We start from the raw sequence: 13,871 nt of genomic DNA, 5'->3' as shown, positions 1-13,871 counted from the left end.
GGAAGAAAGTACAATCGCCGAAAGGATCAACATGAACTCATCTGCCATCGACCAAGCGCGGCCGGCTGCCGAGCAGCCCTTGGTCGATCCGGGAGTTGACCGGGCGAGCATTGGGACACTGGTCCGCGAGTTCTACTCCAGACTACGGAAAAACGAACGGCTGGGGCCAATCTTCGCGCGCGAAATCACCGGCGACTGGGAGCCGCACCTTGAGAAAATGACCGACTTCTGGTGTTCCGTCATTCTCAAGACAGGCGACTATCATGGACGCCCGGTGCCTGCGCATCTGAAACTCAAGGATGTGACCGAGGCCGATTTCGACATCTGGTTAGCCATATTTGGCGAGACAGCGGCGGCGCTCTTTGCCCCGGAAACGGCTGCGGTATTTGTCGATCGCGCCGAACGCATTGCGAAAAGCCTGAAGCTGGCGATGTTCTTTCGCCTTCCGACCGGCTGATAACGTTTCGGCTGCCCAGGACGGCTGAGCCTGACACTTGCCCGGCGCCGGCGTCAGAATACGGCAATCTGTTTTGGGTGCAGTCAGCTTCGTTTTTGCGCCAGATCAAATCAACCGCCACACACACATGCGAAACCCGTGGGACGATTTCGCCCTGACGGGGCATCTGACGGTGGACGCACATGCTCGCTCAACTGACATCCGGTGAACGCCAACTTTCAATCGTCGTGCTGATCCTGATGGCCATGGTCGGATTGGCCATGGCGGCAGCTGGTCGCGGCGATCCGATCGGCGTGCATGGCTTTATCGTACTTGCGGCAAGCGTTGCGATGATCTTCGTCATGCTTTCGGCGCTCAATGCCCCCGAGCCCTCCACTGAACGTCTGGACCACTATTATGATGACCCGAGCAAGGTGGGCGTCATCCTCACCATGATCTGGGCCATGGTTGGTATGTTCTTCGGCGTCTGGGTAGCGAGCCTGCTTGCCTGGCCCGATCTGACGTTCGACGCGGCCTGGGCAAGTTTTGGCCGCTTGCGGCCGGTTCATACAAGCGGAGTGATTTTCGGCTTCGGCGGCAATGCGCTGATCGCCACGTCTTTCCATGTGCTGCAGCGGACTTCGCGCGCCCGGCTGCCCGATCAGTTCAGCCCCTGGTTCGTCCTGCTCGGCTACAACCTGTTCTGCATCCTGGCCGCGACCGGCTATTTCATGGGCGTCACGCAATCGAAGGAATATGCGGAACCGGAATGGTACGCCGATATCTGGCTGGTCATCGTCTGGGTGGTGTATTTCGCGATCTACATTCGCACGCTGGCTCGCCGCAAGGAGCCGCACATCTATGTCGCCAACTGGTACTATATGGCCTTCATTCTGGTCGTGGCGATCCTCCATATCGTCAACAATCTCGCCGTCCCGGTGTCGTTCGGCCATGCCAAAAGCTATTCGGCGTTCTCCGGCGTCCAGGACGCGATGACCCAGTGGTGGTACGGCCACAACGCCGTCGCGTTCTTCCTCACCTCCGGCTTCCTTGGGATGATGTACTACTACCTGCCCAAGCGGGCCGGTCGGCCGATCTATTCCTACCGGCTGTCGATCATCAGCTTCTGGGGCATTACCTTCATGTATATGTGGGCCGGTTCACACCACCTGCATTACACCGCCCTGCCCGAATGGGTCCAAACGCTGGGCATGACGTTCTCGCTAGTCCTCCTGGTGCCATCGTGGGCCTCGGCGGGAAACGCGCTCGCCACCCTCAACGGCGCCTGGCACAAGGTGCGCGACGACGCCACGCTGCGTTTCATGATGGCGGCGGCGGTCTTCTACGGCCTGACCACTTTTGAAGGGTCGTTCATGGCGATCCGTCCGGTCAACGCGCTTTCCCACTATACGGACTGGACCATTGGTCACGTCCATGCCGGCGCCTTGGGTTGGGTGGCACTGATCACGTTCGGCTCGATCTACTGTCTGGTCCCGGCATTGTGGAAGCGTGAACGGATGTATTCGGCCAAACTGATCGAGGTGCATTTCTGGTTGGCGATATCGGGAACGGTCATCTACGTCTTCGCCATGTGGAATTCCGGCATTCTGCAAGGCTTGATGTGGCGGACCTACAACGAGAATGGAACGCTTACCTATTCCTTCATTGAATCCATGGTGGCGATGCATCCCTATTACATCGCTCGCGCCTTTGGCGGGCTGCTGTTTCTGCTCGGCGCCATCACCGGCTCCTACAACATCCTGATGACGATCCGCGGCCATTCGCAGGCCGCGCTGCAACCGGGCGACGACGCGCCGCAGCGCCATCTGGCGCCTGTCGCCCAGCCGGCGGAGTGAGGACCATGCCCGAATTTCACCGCAAAATCGAACGCAGCGCCATCGGCTTCGTCCTTGCCATCGTCGTGGTCTCCAGCATCGGCGGCTTCGTGGAAATCGCTCCGCTGTTCACCATCGACAACACGGTCGAGAACGCGCCGGACATGCGGGTCTACACCCCGCTGGAGCAGGCCGGGCGCAACATCTACATGCGCGAGGGTTGCTACGCCTGCCATTCGCAAATGATCCGGACGTTGCGTGACGAAGTCGAACGATACGGCCCATATTCACTCGCCGTTGAATCGAAATACGATCATCCGATGCTGTGGGGATCAAAGCGCACAGGGCCGGATCTGGCCCGCATCGGCGGAAAATATTCAGACGCCTGGCAGGTCGCCCACCTGATCAACCCGCGAACCGTGGTTCCGGAATCGATCATGCCCAAATTTGGCTGGCTGCGCGAGAACCCGCTGCGCATCGACGACCTCGGTGAGCATCTTGCTGCTCTCAGGGACGTCGGCGTTCCCTACACCGACGACATGATCGCCAACGCGACCCAAGATGCGCTCGGCCAAACCGCACCGGACGGTGATTTCGCCGCCGGCGTTGTCAAGCGCTATGGGCAAGCAACGCAGGTCAGGGCCTTTGACGGCAATCCGGCAATCGTCACCGAAATGGATGCGCTGGTCGCCTATCTGCAGATCCTTGGCCACCTGACCGGCGCCGCCCAGGCGGAGCTTGCCGTCCAGCCGGAGGACGGCAAATGAGCTGGGAATACGAAGCTGTGGTCGGCTTCTCCAAAAGCTGGGGCCTTTTCTATCTGATCGCGATGGCCGCAGGCGTCCTCGTCTACACGTTCTGGCCGTCGAACAAAAAGCGGTTCGAAAGAGCGAAAGACAGCATTCTCGACGGAGACGACAAGCCATGGAAATAGGCGAGCGCGATCCCGTCACGGGACAGGTCACGACCGGTCATGAGTGGAATGGCATCAAGGAGCTGTACACGCCGATTCCGCGCATCGTGTTCTTCTTCCTGGCCACCACCATCCTCTTTGCCGTGTGCTACTGGGTCCTCATGCCTGCCTGGCCGCTGGGCCGGACCTACACCAAGGGCTTGCTTGGAATTGACCAGAAAACCAGCGTCGACCGCCTGGTAAAGGACGCGACGCTAGAGCGTTCCGACTGGACACATAAGATCGATCAAATGGATTTTGCGGCAATTCAGGCCGACCCTTCGATGATGAAGATCGTTGGCGAAACCGGCCACACTCTGTTTGGCGATAATTGTGCGGCTTGCCATGGGACCAAAGCGACGGGCGGTCCGGGATTTCCCAACCTCACCGCCGGCATCTGGCTCTGGGGCGGTGATCCCAAAACAATCTTTGAAACACTGCGGGTCGGCATCAACTCTACCCATCCCGATACGCGGACCTCGCAGATGTTGGCCTTTGGCCGCGACGGGGTGATCGAGAGCAAGCAACTGGCTGACGTCGTCGCCTATGTGCGGTCTCTCGGTGGCACCGCCGATGGCCTCGATGCCGATCCGCAAAGCATTGCCGCCGGGCAGGACGTGTTCAAACAGAACTGCATCGCCTGTCATGGCGACGATGCCAAGGGTAAGCGCGACGTCGGTGCGCCTGACCTGACCGACAGCAACTGGATCTATGGCGGCGACCTCCAGTCCGTCACCGCGACAGTCTATGGCGGCCGGCAAGGCACCATGCCTCATTGGGAACAGCGCCTCTCCGCGACCCAGCGCAAGATACTTGCCCTCTATGTGCTTTCGCTCCGGAAGGTGCCTCAGTGAGCCTGGATCCCGCCTTGCCGTCGAGGCCGCGATCGCGTTCGCGAACCGTCGCGCTCATCCTGGTCACGGCGGGTCTGGCGCTGGTCGCCGCCGCCAATGTCCATCTGGTCTACGTGTCCTTCGCGTCGCAAGCCGACTGCGTGCCGCATTTGAAGGAACCCGGCGACCCCACGAAGAACAGCTACGCTGCGGCCAGTTCGTCGTGCTGACGCTCAAGGTGCGCGACCCGGCGAAACGACAGGAAGGATCATGGGAATGAGTGATCTCCATCTGGCAACCGACGAAGAATTCGTCCGTGTCGCATCGCGTAACCGCGGTCTGTCGGCCAGTGCCGCGTTCGGCTGGCTGCGCGCCGGCTGGCACGACCTGATGGCGACGCCGGGCCCCAGCCTCGCCTATGGGCTGGCGGTCTTTGCCGTGTCCGCGCTGATCGTCGGCGGGCTTTTCCTGTTTCGGCTCGACTACATCCTGTTTCCCGCAACCGCGGCCTTCATGGTGGTCGGCCCGCTGATAGCGATCGGCCTCTATGAAAAAAGCCGGTCGTTGGAACAGGGTAGAGCCATCTCGCTTGCCAGGATGATCTTCGTGCGGCCGGCCTCCGGCGGCCAGATTCTCTTCGTCGGCTTCATCATGCTCGGTCTGGCGCTGCTGTGGATGCGTGCCGCGGTCATCATCTACGCTCTGTTCTTCGGCTGGCGGCCGTTTCCCGGTCTCGATCACCTTGCCCCGATGCTTTTCACCACCACCATCGGCTGGGCAATGTTGGCTGTCGGCACAGTGGTCGGCGGGGTGTTCGCCGCATTCTCCTTCGCCATCAGCGCCTTTTCGGTTCCCATGCTCCTCGATCGGCGAACGGATGCGTTTACCGCGATGGGCACCAGCATTTCGCTGGTCTGGAACAATCGGCCGGTGATGATCACCTGGGGTGCGATCGTGCTGCTGCTGACCCTTCTTGGCCTTGGCACCGGGCTGGTCGGATTGATCGTCACCTTTCCTCTGCTGGGGCATGCCACATGGCATGCCTACAGGACGATTTCGCTTGAGCCGGGGCTGAAGGAGTAGCGCTCATGAGCTGCTGCGCACCCGGGGCCGAGGCCGCCCTGGAGATCGGCCCGGCGGGCCGGGTTTCCAGTCCGCGCGAGGAACTTGTCCTGCTAAGCCGCGACCTCGGTAGCGGCCTTTACCAGGCCGATCTGTCGGTGCCCGAAATTCATTGCGCATCCTGCATGGCCACGGTCGAACGCACTCTCTCGGCCTTGCCCGGCGTCGAATATGCCCGAGCCAATCTTTCGATGAAACGGACCATCGTGAAATGGCGCCCGATTGCCGACGAGGCTCCCGATCTCATTGGCGCGCTGAGAACGGCGGGCTACGCGTCACATGTCTTCACCGCGGAAACCGACCAGCGCAGTCCCGAATATTCCCGGCTGATCAAGGCGCTCGCGGTTGCGGGCTTCTGCGCCATGAACATCATGCTGCTGTCGGTTTCGGTCTGGTCCGGAGCCGAAGGCGGAACCCGTCAGGCGTTCCATTGGATTTCCGCAGGGCTCGCCTTGCCGGCGATCGTCTATTCGGGACGGATATTCTTTTTCTCAGCATGGGCTGCCTTGCGCAACGGCCGGACAAATATGGATGTGCCGATTTCCATCGGCGTGTTGATGGCGTTCGGGCTCAGTCTCTACGATACCATTCACGGTGGGCCGCATGCCTATTTCGACGCGGCGACATCGCTTTTGTTCTTTCTGCTCATCGGCCGCACGCTCGACCATGTGATGCGGGAAAAGGCGCGCTCGGCTGTGGCGGGGCTTGCTAGCCTCGCGCCGAGAGGGGCGATCGTCGTGGATGCCGACGGCCGGCGCTATGTCCCGATTGCCGAGATCAGGCCGGGAACCTCCATCCTCATTGCCGCCGGCGACAGGGTCCCTGTCGACGGGATCGTCACCGAAGGCGCTTCGGAACTCGATTGTTCGGTCGTCACCGGAGAGACGGCACCCAGGCCCGCCATTGCGGGAACTCTGGTCCAGGCGGGGCTGCTCAATCTGACGGGGCCGCTGACGATAACAGCCGCCGCCGAGGCAAAGGATTCATTTCTGGCGGAAATGATCAGAATGATGGAAGCCGCCGAGGGCGGCAGGGCCTACTATCGCAGGCTGGCGGATCGTGCCTCGGCGCTCTATTCGCCGATCGTGCATACCATCGCCTTGCTGTCGTTTCTGGGCTGGCTGTCCATGACAAGGGATTGGCACGCATCGGTTTCGATCGCCATCGCCGTGCTGATCATAACCTGCCCGTGCGCGCTCGGTCTTGCGGTTCCGATCGTGCAGGTCGTCGCCGCACGGCGCCTCTTCGAAAGAGGCGTGATGGTCAGGGATGGCTCTGCTCTTGAGCGCCTCGCCGAAGTCGACACGGTGCTGTTCGACAAGACCGGCACCCTGACGCTCGGCCGGCCCCATCTCGTCAACAGGGCCGATGTTGATCCCGGTGCGCTGGCGCTTGCGGCCAAAATGGCGTCGGGCTCGAGGCATCCGATGTCCGTCGCAATTTTGGCTGCCGCATCGCAAAGCTCGGTTGGGGCGACGCCGATGAACAACCTCGCCGAATATCCCGGCCGCGGCCTCGAAGCCAGGATGGGAACCACCGTCTACCGCCTGGGTCGGCCGGACTGGGCGCTCGGCCGCAAAATACCGGAAGGCACGGACGGTTGGTTCTCGGTATCGCTGCTTGTCCAGAACGGGCAGCAGCTGGCGCGGTTTGTATTTGAAGACATCATGCGAGGCGGCGCGCGTTCGACGATCGATCGATTGCGCCGGCAGGGCCTCGCTGTCGGCATCCTGTCCGGTGACCGCAGATCTGCGGTGGCCGATCTGGCTTCTAACCTCGGCATCGATGATTTCACGGCGGAAATGCTTCCATCCGACAAGGTTGGCCGGATCGCGGCTATCACTGCTGCCCGCTCCAAGGTGCTGATGGTGGGAGACGGACTTAACGACGCGCCAGCGCTCGCGGCCGCGCACGTCTCCATGGCCCCCGCGACGGCGGCCGATGTCGGCCGCAATGCAGCCGATTTCGTGTTTCTGAAAGACAGCCTTGCGAGTGTCGCTGACGCCTATGAGATTTCACGCAATGCCGGAAAGCTGATCCGGCAGAATTTCACTTTGGCGGTCGGCTACAACGCCATTGCGGTGCCTTTTGCCGTCTGCGGCTATGTCACTCCGCTCGTGGCGGCGGTCGCAATGTCGCTCTCGTCTGTGTTGGTGGTGGCCAATGCCATGCGCCTGGGCCATGCCCGCGCCGGAAATCTGCGCACCAGGCAAGTCGCATCCGTTCATCCAGACCTGCAGCCGATAAGTGCTGGATCATGAGCTACCTGACTGTTCTGGTGCCGATCGCAGTCTTGATGGGGCTCGCCGGACTTGCGGCCTTCATGTGGACCTTGCGGTCCGGGCAGTATGACGACCTCGACGGCGCAGCGCAGAGAATCCTTTTGGACGACGACCTTGAGTGACAAAGCTCAAAGCGTTCCGACTGGCGTTGTCCTGTCGCGTATGGTCAACGAGATCGCAGATAACACTATGCTTTTCCGCGCTAAAATGGCTGTTTCGCCGAATTTCGCAGGTCTTTCCCCTCACTCCCACTCGATTGTTCAAACAGCACATAACCAATTGAAATCACTGGAAAATATTTTTCAGCATCGCGCAAACTCCGACATCAAGGCCGTCAAAAAGTTACGCTTTTGATTTTAAAGGGAAAATCGCGGCAAAAAATATTTCGAGATTTTACCAGCTATCGGGGCTTAGCCGCATCGATGGACTATGCAATGCGGTCATGATCGCGAAGCCCAAAAGCGCTTTCGTCCGGAGTTGGCTCGATGCCTACTCCCGCTTCACTACCCAATGGGATCGCTTCTCCGTGCGCCTACCCTATGTCATGTGGCGCAGTGGCCACGAAACACATGTTGAGCCATTTGATAGTTTTCATTGGCCAACTTGGCGTGCCGGCGGATTGAGCGCCATGTTCGAGAAGGATTTCATGTTTCCAAATGCGCACTGCCACCACCTATGGGAGTCGCAATCGTACCCGCGTTATTTTTCCGGCAAGACCGACGAGCAAATCGTTGCGGAAATCAGCAAAGGGAATTCGACCCATAGTCGCTTGGCGAGGCGATATGTCAGTTAGGAAAGCAAACAGCGGCTTTGAAAAATGGAGGGCTTAGCTGCCCTATGAGCAGCTGATTGCGATGTCCGCCTTTGAGCCGGTCTCCGGCTTCTGGCGCAACCGCGCCCTTCCTGCGCAATCGCCGTAGATGTCTGCTCTCAGGCAAACCGCAAAAAATTGAGCTTAACGACCGAGATGCGGGCGCGGAGCAGACCCGCCTATGGCAGCACTCGGGCGGGCGCTGGCATCCGCACTGCCCGGCTTCATCTTCGAAAGCCCCGATGCGCCCCATGGCGGCGGCCCGCGCCGCGAGTGGTTCAATGTCATTGGTCTTACGAGGCTAATCGCCCCGAGCGCGTCGCTGCAGCGCGGCCCAGCTTTGACGCGGTCATTGCCAATCTGATCGAGGGACACTGATTTTCGAATTCACGGCGACGCCGATCCGATCATGCCTTCGGGCGAGAGCATGCGGGCGGCAGAGCAGCTGGCGGCGGCTGGTGTCCGGGCCAGGATCTCGATTGAGCCCGGTCTGGGCCACCAGGTTTCACCCAGCGGCCTCGCCGAGGCGGGCAGGTTCTTCAATGAGGTGCTGCCGTGTCGTTCGGCATGGTTCCGCGACAGCCAAAGGGGCAAACTTAGCGACCCCTATGTCTTCTTCGTGCCAAATCCGTATCTTCGGCGCTATGTGCCGGTGCTGCAACCAGGTGGTTTCGCTAGTCGGCGGTGACCGGCGTCGTGCTTGCGGCTTTCGGCTGGTCACCGACGGCAAAGACGGCGCTCGCCTCGCTGACGATGGAAACGTGGTCCCGCGCCGCCTTGCCGGCGGCGGCGCCGTCGCCACGCAGGATCGCGGTGACGATGGCGTCGTGCTCCTGCCATGACTTGGCCAGCCGACCGGCCAGCCTGAACTGGGCGCGGCGGAAGGGGGCCAGCCGGCTGCGCGTCGTCGCGGTCAGCTCGTAGATGTGCGTGCTGTGGGCGCCGCGATCGAGCCGGCTGTGGAACTCGGTGTTGAAGTATTCGTAGTCTTCCTCGGCGCCCAGCCGCACCAGCCGGGCCGAGGCCTGATGCTCTACCTCGAGCGCGCGGCGCTCGCTGCCGGTCATGCGCTCGGCGCAGAAGCGCGCGCATATGCCCTCCAGCTCGGCCATGCTTTCGAACATCGAGGCGAGGTGTTCCTGGGTGACGACGGCGACGATGGCGCCCCTGTTGGGTCGCCGCTCGACGAGGCCCATGGCACTGAGATGGCCAAGCGCCTCGCGCACCGGCGTGCGGGACACCTCGAAGCGGGTGGCAAGCGAGACCTCGTCGAGCTTTTCGCCGGGACGCAGCACGCCGGTGACGATGCGGTCGCCGATCGCCCTCACCATCTGATCGACGGTTGTGCCTGACCGGATCAAGCTGCGCTTTCCCGACACGTCTCCTCCGCCTCCGTTCGCATTCCCAGGCCATGAACCGGCCGACGAAAGTCCGCTGCCGACTCAGCCACACCCTCTATGCTTATGTTTTAATCTGCCTGTCAAACTGGCTGTTTTCAAGGCAAAAAGTGTATGCAATTGCCTTCCTTATGTGCAATGCAAAAGAGATCATATGCTGATTTTGTTATATAAATTTTACTTTTTGAACTGGCATAGCGATTGCATGCACTTTCTTGAGAAGGCGTTAACCGACCCGGAAAGGGTCCCACAGGGGAGCATTAACATGACCGACCGTTTCATGCTTAGCCGCCGCCAATTGCTCAAGACCTCCGCCGCGGGAGCCGCACTCGGGCTTGCCTCCGCAGCCTTTCCCGTCCGCAGGGCATTCGCCGCTGCCGCCACCGTCGGCTTCATCTATGTCGGACCGAAGGACGACTATGGCTACAACCAGGCGCATGCCGAGGGCGCGGCGGCGCTGAAGGGCATCGAGGGCATCACCGTCGTTGAGGAGGAGAACGTGCCGGAAACGGTCGATGTCCAGAAGACGATGGAATCGATGATCAATCTCGACGGCGCCTCGCTGATCTTCCCGACCTCCTTCGGCTATTTCGACCCCCACATGCTGGCCATGTGCGCGAAATTCCCCGACGTGCAGTTTCGCCATTGCGGCGGCATGTGGGACAAGGCCAAGCATCCGATGAATGCCGGTTCCTATTTCGGCTATATCGGCATGGGCCAATATCTCAACGGCGTCGTTGCCGGCCACACCTCCAAGACCAAGAAACTTGGTTTCGTCGCCGCCAAGCCGATCCCGCAAGTGTTGCTCAACATCAATTCCTTCCTGCTCGGCGCACGCTCGGTCGATCCGACCATCACTTGCCAGGTGATCTTCACTGGCGAATGGTCCCTGGCGGTGAAGGAAGCGGAAGCCACCAACGCGCTGGTCGACCAGGGCGCCGATGTCGTCACCTGCCATGTCGACAGCCCGAAAGTGGTGGTCGAGACGGCAGCTGGCCGCGGCGCCTTCGTCTGCGGCTACCACGCCAACCAGAGCCCGCTGGCACCCGAGAAATACCTGACCGGCGCCGAATGGAACTGGGCCAAGGTCTACAAGATGTTCGTCGACGATCTCGTCGCCGGCAAGCCTTTGCCCAACTTTACGCGCGGCGGTCTGGCCGATGGCTTCGTCAAGATGAGCCCGCTCGGCCCCGCCGTCTCCGAGCCGGCGCGCAAACAGTTCGACGCCACGCTGGCCGAAATGATGAAGGGCGGCTTCGCCGTCATCAAGGGTCCGCTGAACAGCAACAAGGGCGCTGTCGTGGCAACTGCGGGCCAGGCTTTCCCCGAGAACGCGATCGAACTCGAAAGCATGGACTATCTGGTCGACGGGGTCGTCGGCTCGACCGCCTGACCGAAGGGGAGCGGGGCGATGGCGGAGATAGTGACAGAAGCCGGCATGTCGGTGACATTCGGCGCCAAGGGTCATCCGGCAGCGCTGGAATGGATAGCGCGGCGGGCGGAAGCATTCGTCATTCCGCTGGCGGCGGTGGTCGTCGGTATGGCCCTGTTCAGCCTGTTCATCCTGGCTGTCGGCAAGTCGCCAGTCCAGCTCTATGAAACGATGTGGCGCGGCGGCTTCGGCTCGTGGTTCTCGGTGCAGAACTCGCTGTCACGCGCCGCACCCCTGCTGCTGGCGGCGCTCTGCGTGGCGTTGCCGGCCCGGCTCGGGCTCGTCGTTATCGGTGGCGAGGGCGCAATCGTGCTCGGCGGCGTCGCCGCCGCGGCAGCAGGCACGGCGCTCGACGGCGCCCCCTCCTTCATCGTCATTCTCGTCATGGGCGTGGCGGGCATGGCCGCCGGCGGCATTTGGATAGGTGCCGTCGGCGCGCTCCGCCATTACCGCGCCGTCAACGAGACCATCTCCAGCCTACTGATGGCCTATATCGCCATCGCCCTGATGAACCAGCTGGTCGAAGGGCCGCTGCGCGACCCAGCCTCGCTCAACAAGCCCTCGACCCAGCCGCTGGCCGATATCTACCGCATCGGCAACATGCCGGGCATGGAGGTACATTGGGGCCTTGCCGTCGGCGTCGTCGCCTGCGTTCTGTCCTGGGTGCTGATCGAAAAGACCCGCTGGGGCTTTGCCGCCCGCATCGCTGGCGGCAATGTCAGGGCCGCCCAGGTGCAGGGACTTGCCGTCGGCTCGCTGATCGTCGGCTTCACCGGGCTGGCCGGCGGCTTCTCCGGTCTTGCCGGCATGCTAGAGGTCGCGGCGGTGCAGGGCAGCGCCAACGCCTCGCTTGCCGCCGGCTATGGCTATACCGGCATCCTCGTCGCCTTCCTCGCCCGCCACAATCCGCTGGCCATCATCCCGGTCGCCTTCCTGCTCGGCGGCATCGACGCCTCCGGCGGGCTGATCCAGCGCCGCATGGACCTGCCCGACGCTACCGTGCTGGTGCTGCAAGGCATGATCTTCATCGTCATCCTGTTCAGCGAAACCTTCTACGGCCGCTTCAAGGCCTTCAATCCCGATTTGTGGGAGAGGCCCGATCTCTTGAGGGGGACTGCCTGATGGATGCGACCGAGATCGGCCTCTGGGGCGTGCCGCTGGCCATTCTGGGTGGTGCCATTCGCGTGTCGACACCCTTCATCTTCGTCTCGCTGGGCGAGGCGATCACCGAGCGTTCCGGCCGCATCAATCTCGGGCTGGAAGGCACGCTCATCTTCGGCGCCATGACCGCCTATGCGGTGGCGGTGATGACCAACTCGCCCTGGCTCGGCCTGCTCGCCGCCGCGGCCGCCGGCCTCTGCTTCGGCCTGTTCCACGGCTGGATCTGCAAATTCCCGAAGGTGAACGACATCGCCATCGGCATCGCGCTGATGCTGTTCGGCTCGGGTCTCGCCTTCTTCTTCGGCAAGCCGTTCATCAAACCGAAGGCGCCCAATTTGCCGGCCATTCCCTTTGGCGACTGGTCCGATATCCCGCAGGTGCAGGCGGCACTCGACGTCAACGTCCTGTTCCTCATCGGTGCGGTGCTTTCGGTCGTGTTGTGGTGGGCCTTCCGCAACACCCGCGCCGGCCTCATCTTGCGCGTCGTCGGCGACAGTTCCGACGCCGCGCGCGCCATGGGCCTCAATCCCAACACCGTGCGCCTGATCGCCACCGGCGTCGGTGGGGCGCTAGCCGGCATCGGCGGCGCCTATCTGTCGCTCTATTATCCCGGCAGCTGGACCGAACGCATCTCGTCGGGCCAAGGGCTGATGGCGGTGGCGCTGGTTATCTTCGCGCGCTGGAACCCGCTTGGCTGCTTTGCCGCCGCCCTTCTGTTCGGCGGGGCCGGCGCTCTTGGACCGGCGCTGCAGTCGGTCGGCGTCACCCAAGGCTACTACCTCTTCTACGCCGCGCCCTACATCCTCACCCTAATCATCATGATCGCCACGTCGTCGCCGACCCGTTCGCTCGCCGGCGCACCGGGCGAATTGTCGATCACCAAATGAGACCGGAGTTTTTGCCATGAACGCCCGAGCCGGTATCACCCAGCGCTATATCGACGCCGATCCCTATCCATGGCCCTACAATGGCGAGCTTCGTCCCGACAACACGGCGCTGATCATCATCGACATGCAGACCGACTTCTGCGGGCCGGGCGGTTATGTCGACCATATGGGCTACGATCTGTCGCTGGTGCGCGCGCCGATCGAACCGATCAAGTCGGTGCTGTCGGCGATGCGGGCCAAGGGCTACACCATCATTCACACCCGCGAGGGCCATCGGCCCGACCTCGCCGACCTGCCGGCCAACAAGCGCTGGCGCTCGCGCCGCATCAATGCCGGCATCGGCGATCCGGGCCCCTGCGGGCGCATCCTGGTGCGCGGCGAGCCGGGCTGGGACATCATCCCCGACCTCTATCCGGCCGAGGGTGAGCCGATCATCGACAAGCCGGGCAAGGGCTCGTTCTGCGCCACCGACCTGGAGCTGATCCTCAACCAGCGCGGTATCGACAACATCGTGCTCACCGGCATCACCACCGATGTCTGCGTCCACACCACCATGCGCGAGGCCAATGACCGCGGCTTCGAATGCGTGATGCTGGAGGATTGCTGCGGCGCCACCGATTACGGCAACCATCTGGCCGCCATCAAGATGATCAAGATGCAAGGCGGCGTCTTCGGCGCGGTGTCGAACTCGGCGTCCTTCGTCGCCCAACTACCGTGAGGAAC

Annotated in this window: 17 protein-coding genes; 16 read left to right on the top strand and 1 reads right to left on the bottom strand. The window is 62.0% G+C overall.

Going from position 1 to position 13,871, the window contains the following annotated elements; all coding sequences use genetic code 11:
* Positions 1-31 precede the first annotated feature (31 nt).
* The 12 genes from FCU66_RS10890 to FCU66_RS10835 all read left to right on the top strand — a co-directional run bounded on the left by FCU66_RS10890 (position 32) and on the right by FCU66_RS10835 (position 8,959).
* Positions 32-457 carry a group III truncated hemoglobin gene (locus FCU66_RS10890; RefSeq protein ID WP_136619213.1) on the top strand — a complete coding sequence of 142 codons (426 nt, stop codon included), beginning with the start codon at positions 32-34 and terminating at the stop codon, positions 455-457.
* 182 nt (positions 458-639) lie between these two features.
* Positions 640-2,292 carry a cytochrome-c oxidase, cbb3-type subunit I gene (ccoN, locus tag FCU66_RS10885; RefSeq protein ID WP_136619212.1) on the top strand — a complete coding sequence of 551 codons (1,653 nt, stop codon included), beginning with the start codon at positions 640-642 and terminating at the stop codon, positions 2,290-2,292.
* A gap of 5 nt (positions 2,293-2,297) precedes the next feature.
* Positions 2,298-3,038: a cytochrome-c oxidase, cbb3-type subunit II gene (ccoO, locus tag FCU66_RS10880; RefSeq protein WP_136619211.1), complete on the top strand. Its 741-nt coding sequence runs from the start codon at positions 2,298-2,300 to the stop codon at positions 3,036-3,038.
* Positions 3,035-3,205: a cbb3-type cytochrome c oxidase subunit 3 gene (locus tag FCU66_RS10875; protein ID WP_136619210.1), complete on the top strand. Its 171-nt coding sequence runs from the start codon at positions 3,035-3,037 to the stop codon at positions 3,203-3,205. The genes ccoO and FCU66_RS10875 overlap by 4 nt, the downstream gene beginning before the upstream one ends.
* Entirely contained in the window at positions 3,196-4,077 is an 882-nt protein-coding gene (ccoP, locus tag FCU66_RS10870) for a cytochrome-c oxidase, cbb3-type subunit III (RefSeq protein ID WP_181956542.1), read from the top strand. Before FCU66_RS10875 ends, ccoP begins: the two co-directional genes overlap by 10 nt.
* The gene (locus tag FCU66_RS10865; RefSeq protein ID WP_246093855.1) at positions 4,074-4,286 is read left to right on the top strand and encodes a hypothetical protein; all 213 of its coding nucleotides are present in this window, start codon (positions 4,074-4,076) and stop codon (positions 4,284-4,286) included. The genes ccoP and FCU66_RS10865 overlap by 4 nt, the downstream gene beginning before the upstream one ends.
* A 46-nt stretch (positions 4,287-4,332) precedes the next feature.
* A complete protein-coding gene (locus FCU66_RS10860; RefSeq protein ID WP_136619209.1) occupies positions 4,333-5,139 on the top strand; it encodes a DUF2189 domain-containing protein in 807 nt (268 codons plus the stop codon).
* A 5-nt stretch (positions 5,140-5,144) separates the two neighbouring features.
* A complete protein-coding gene (locus tag FCU66_RS10855; RefSeq protein ID WP_136619208.1) occupies positions 5,145-7,439 on the top strand; it encodes a cation-translocating P-type ATPase in 2,295 nt (764 codons plus the stop codon).
* On the top strand, positions 7,436-7,582 hold the full coding sequence (gene ccoS, locus FCU66_RS10850) for a cbb3-type cytochrome oxidase assembly protein CcoS (protein ID WP_136619207.1): 147 nt from the start codon (positions 7,436-7,438) through the stop codon (positions 7,580-7,582). Before FCU66_RS10855 ends, ccoS begins: the two co-directional genes overlap by 4 nt.
* Positions 7,575-7,814 (top strand): hypothetical protein, encoded by a 240-nt coding sequence (locus tag FCU66_RS10845; RefSeq protein ID WP_136619206.1) that lies wholly within the window; start codon positions 7,575-7,577, stop codon positions 7,812-7,814. The genes ccoS and FCU66_RS10845 overlap by 8 nt, the downstream gene beginning before the upstream one ends.
* Positions 7,815-7,902: 88 nt before the next feature.
* Positions 7,903-8,253: a hypothetical protein gene (locus tag FCU66_RS10840; protein WP_136619205.1), complete on the top strand. Its 351-nt coding sequence runs from the start codon at positions 7,903-7,905 to the stop codon at positions 8,251-8,253.
* 427 nt (positions 8,254-8,680) lie between these two features.
* Positions 8,681-8,959 carry an alpha/beta hydrolase gene (locus tag FCU66_RS10835; RefSeq protein ID WP_136619204.1) on the top strand — a complete coding sequence of 93 codons (279 nt, stop codon included), beginning with the start codon at positions 8,681-8,683 and terminating at the stop codon, positions 8,957-8,959.
* On the opposite strand, the gene FCU66_RS10830 is transcribed toward FCU66_RS10835, so the two are convergent.
* Positions 8,946-9,632 (bottom strand): GntR family transcriptional regulator, encoded by a 687-nt coding sequence (locus tag FCU66_RS10830; RefSeq protein WP_136619203.1) that lies wholly within the window; start codon positions 9,630-9,632, stop codon positions 8,946-8,948. The two genes, FCU66_RS10835 and FCU66_RS10830, sit on opposite strands and share 14 nt — an antisense overlap.
* 301 nt (positions 9,633-9,933) lie before the next feature.
* On the opposite strand from FCU66_RS10830, the gene FCU66_RS10825 reads away from it, so the two are divergent.
* From FCU66_RS10825 to biuH, 4 genes are read left to right on the top strand one after another with little or no spacing between them, the layout of a single operon-like run.
* Entirely contained in the window at positions 9,934-11,061 is a 1,128-nt protein-coding gene (locus FCU66_RS10825; protein ID WP_136619202.1) for a BMP family ABC transporter substrate-binding protein, read from the top strand.
* Between the two features lie 45 nt (positions 11,062-11,106).
* Positions 11,107-12,222 carry an ABC transporter permease gene (locus FCU66_RS10820; RefSeq protein ID WP_246093862.1) on the top strand — a complete coding sequence of 372 codons (1,116 nt, stop codon included), beginning with the start codon at positions 11,107-11,109 and terminating at the stop codon, positions 12,220-12,222.
* Positions 12,222-13,148, top strand: a complete 927-nt coding sequence (locus tag FCU66_RS10815; RefSeq protein WP_136619200.1) for an ABC transporter permease — start codon at positions 12,222-12,224, stop codon at positions 13,146-13,148. Before FCU66_RS10820 ends, FCU66_RS10815 begins: the two co-directional genes overlap by 1 nt.
* 16 nt (positions 13,149-13,164) lie before the next feature.
* Positions 13,165-13,866 (top strand): biuret amidohydrolase, encoded by a 702-nt coding sequence (gene biuH, locus FCU66_RS10810; protein ID WP_136619199.1) that lies wholly within the window; start codon positions 13,165-13,167, stop codon positions 13,864-13,866.
* Positions 13,867-13,871 lie beyond the last annotated feature (5 nt).

The sequence above is a fragment of the Mesorhizobium norvegicum genome, assembly GCF_004919685.1.
GTDB lineage: Bacteria > Pseudomonadota > Alphaproteobacteria > Rhizobiales > Rhizobiaceae > Mesorhizobium > Mesorhizobium norvegicum.
This window is presented reverse-complemented; position numbering and strand designations above follow the sequence as displayed.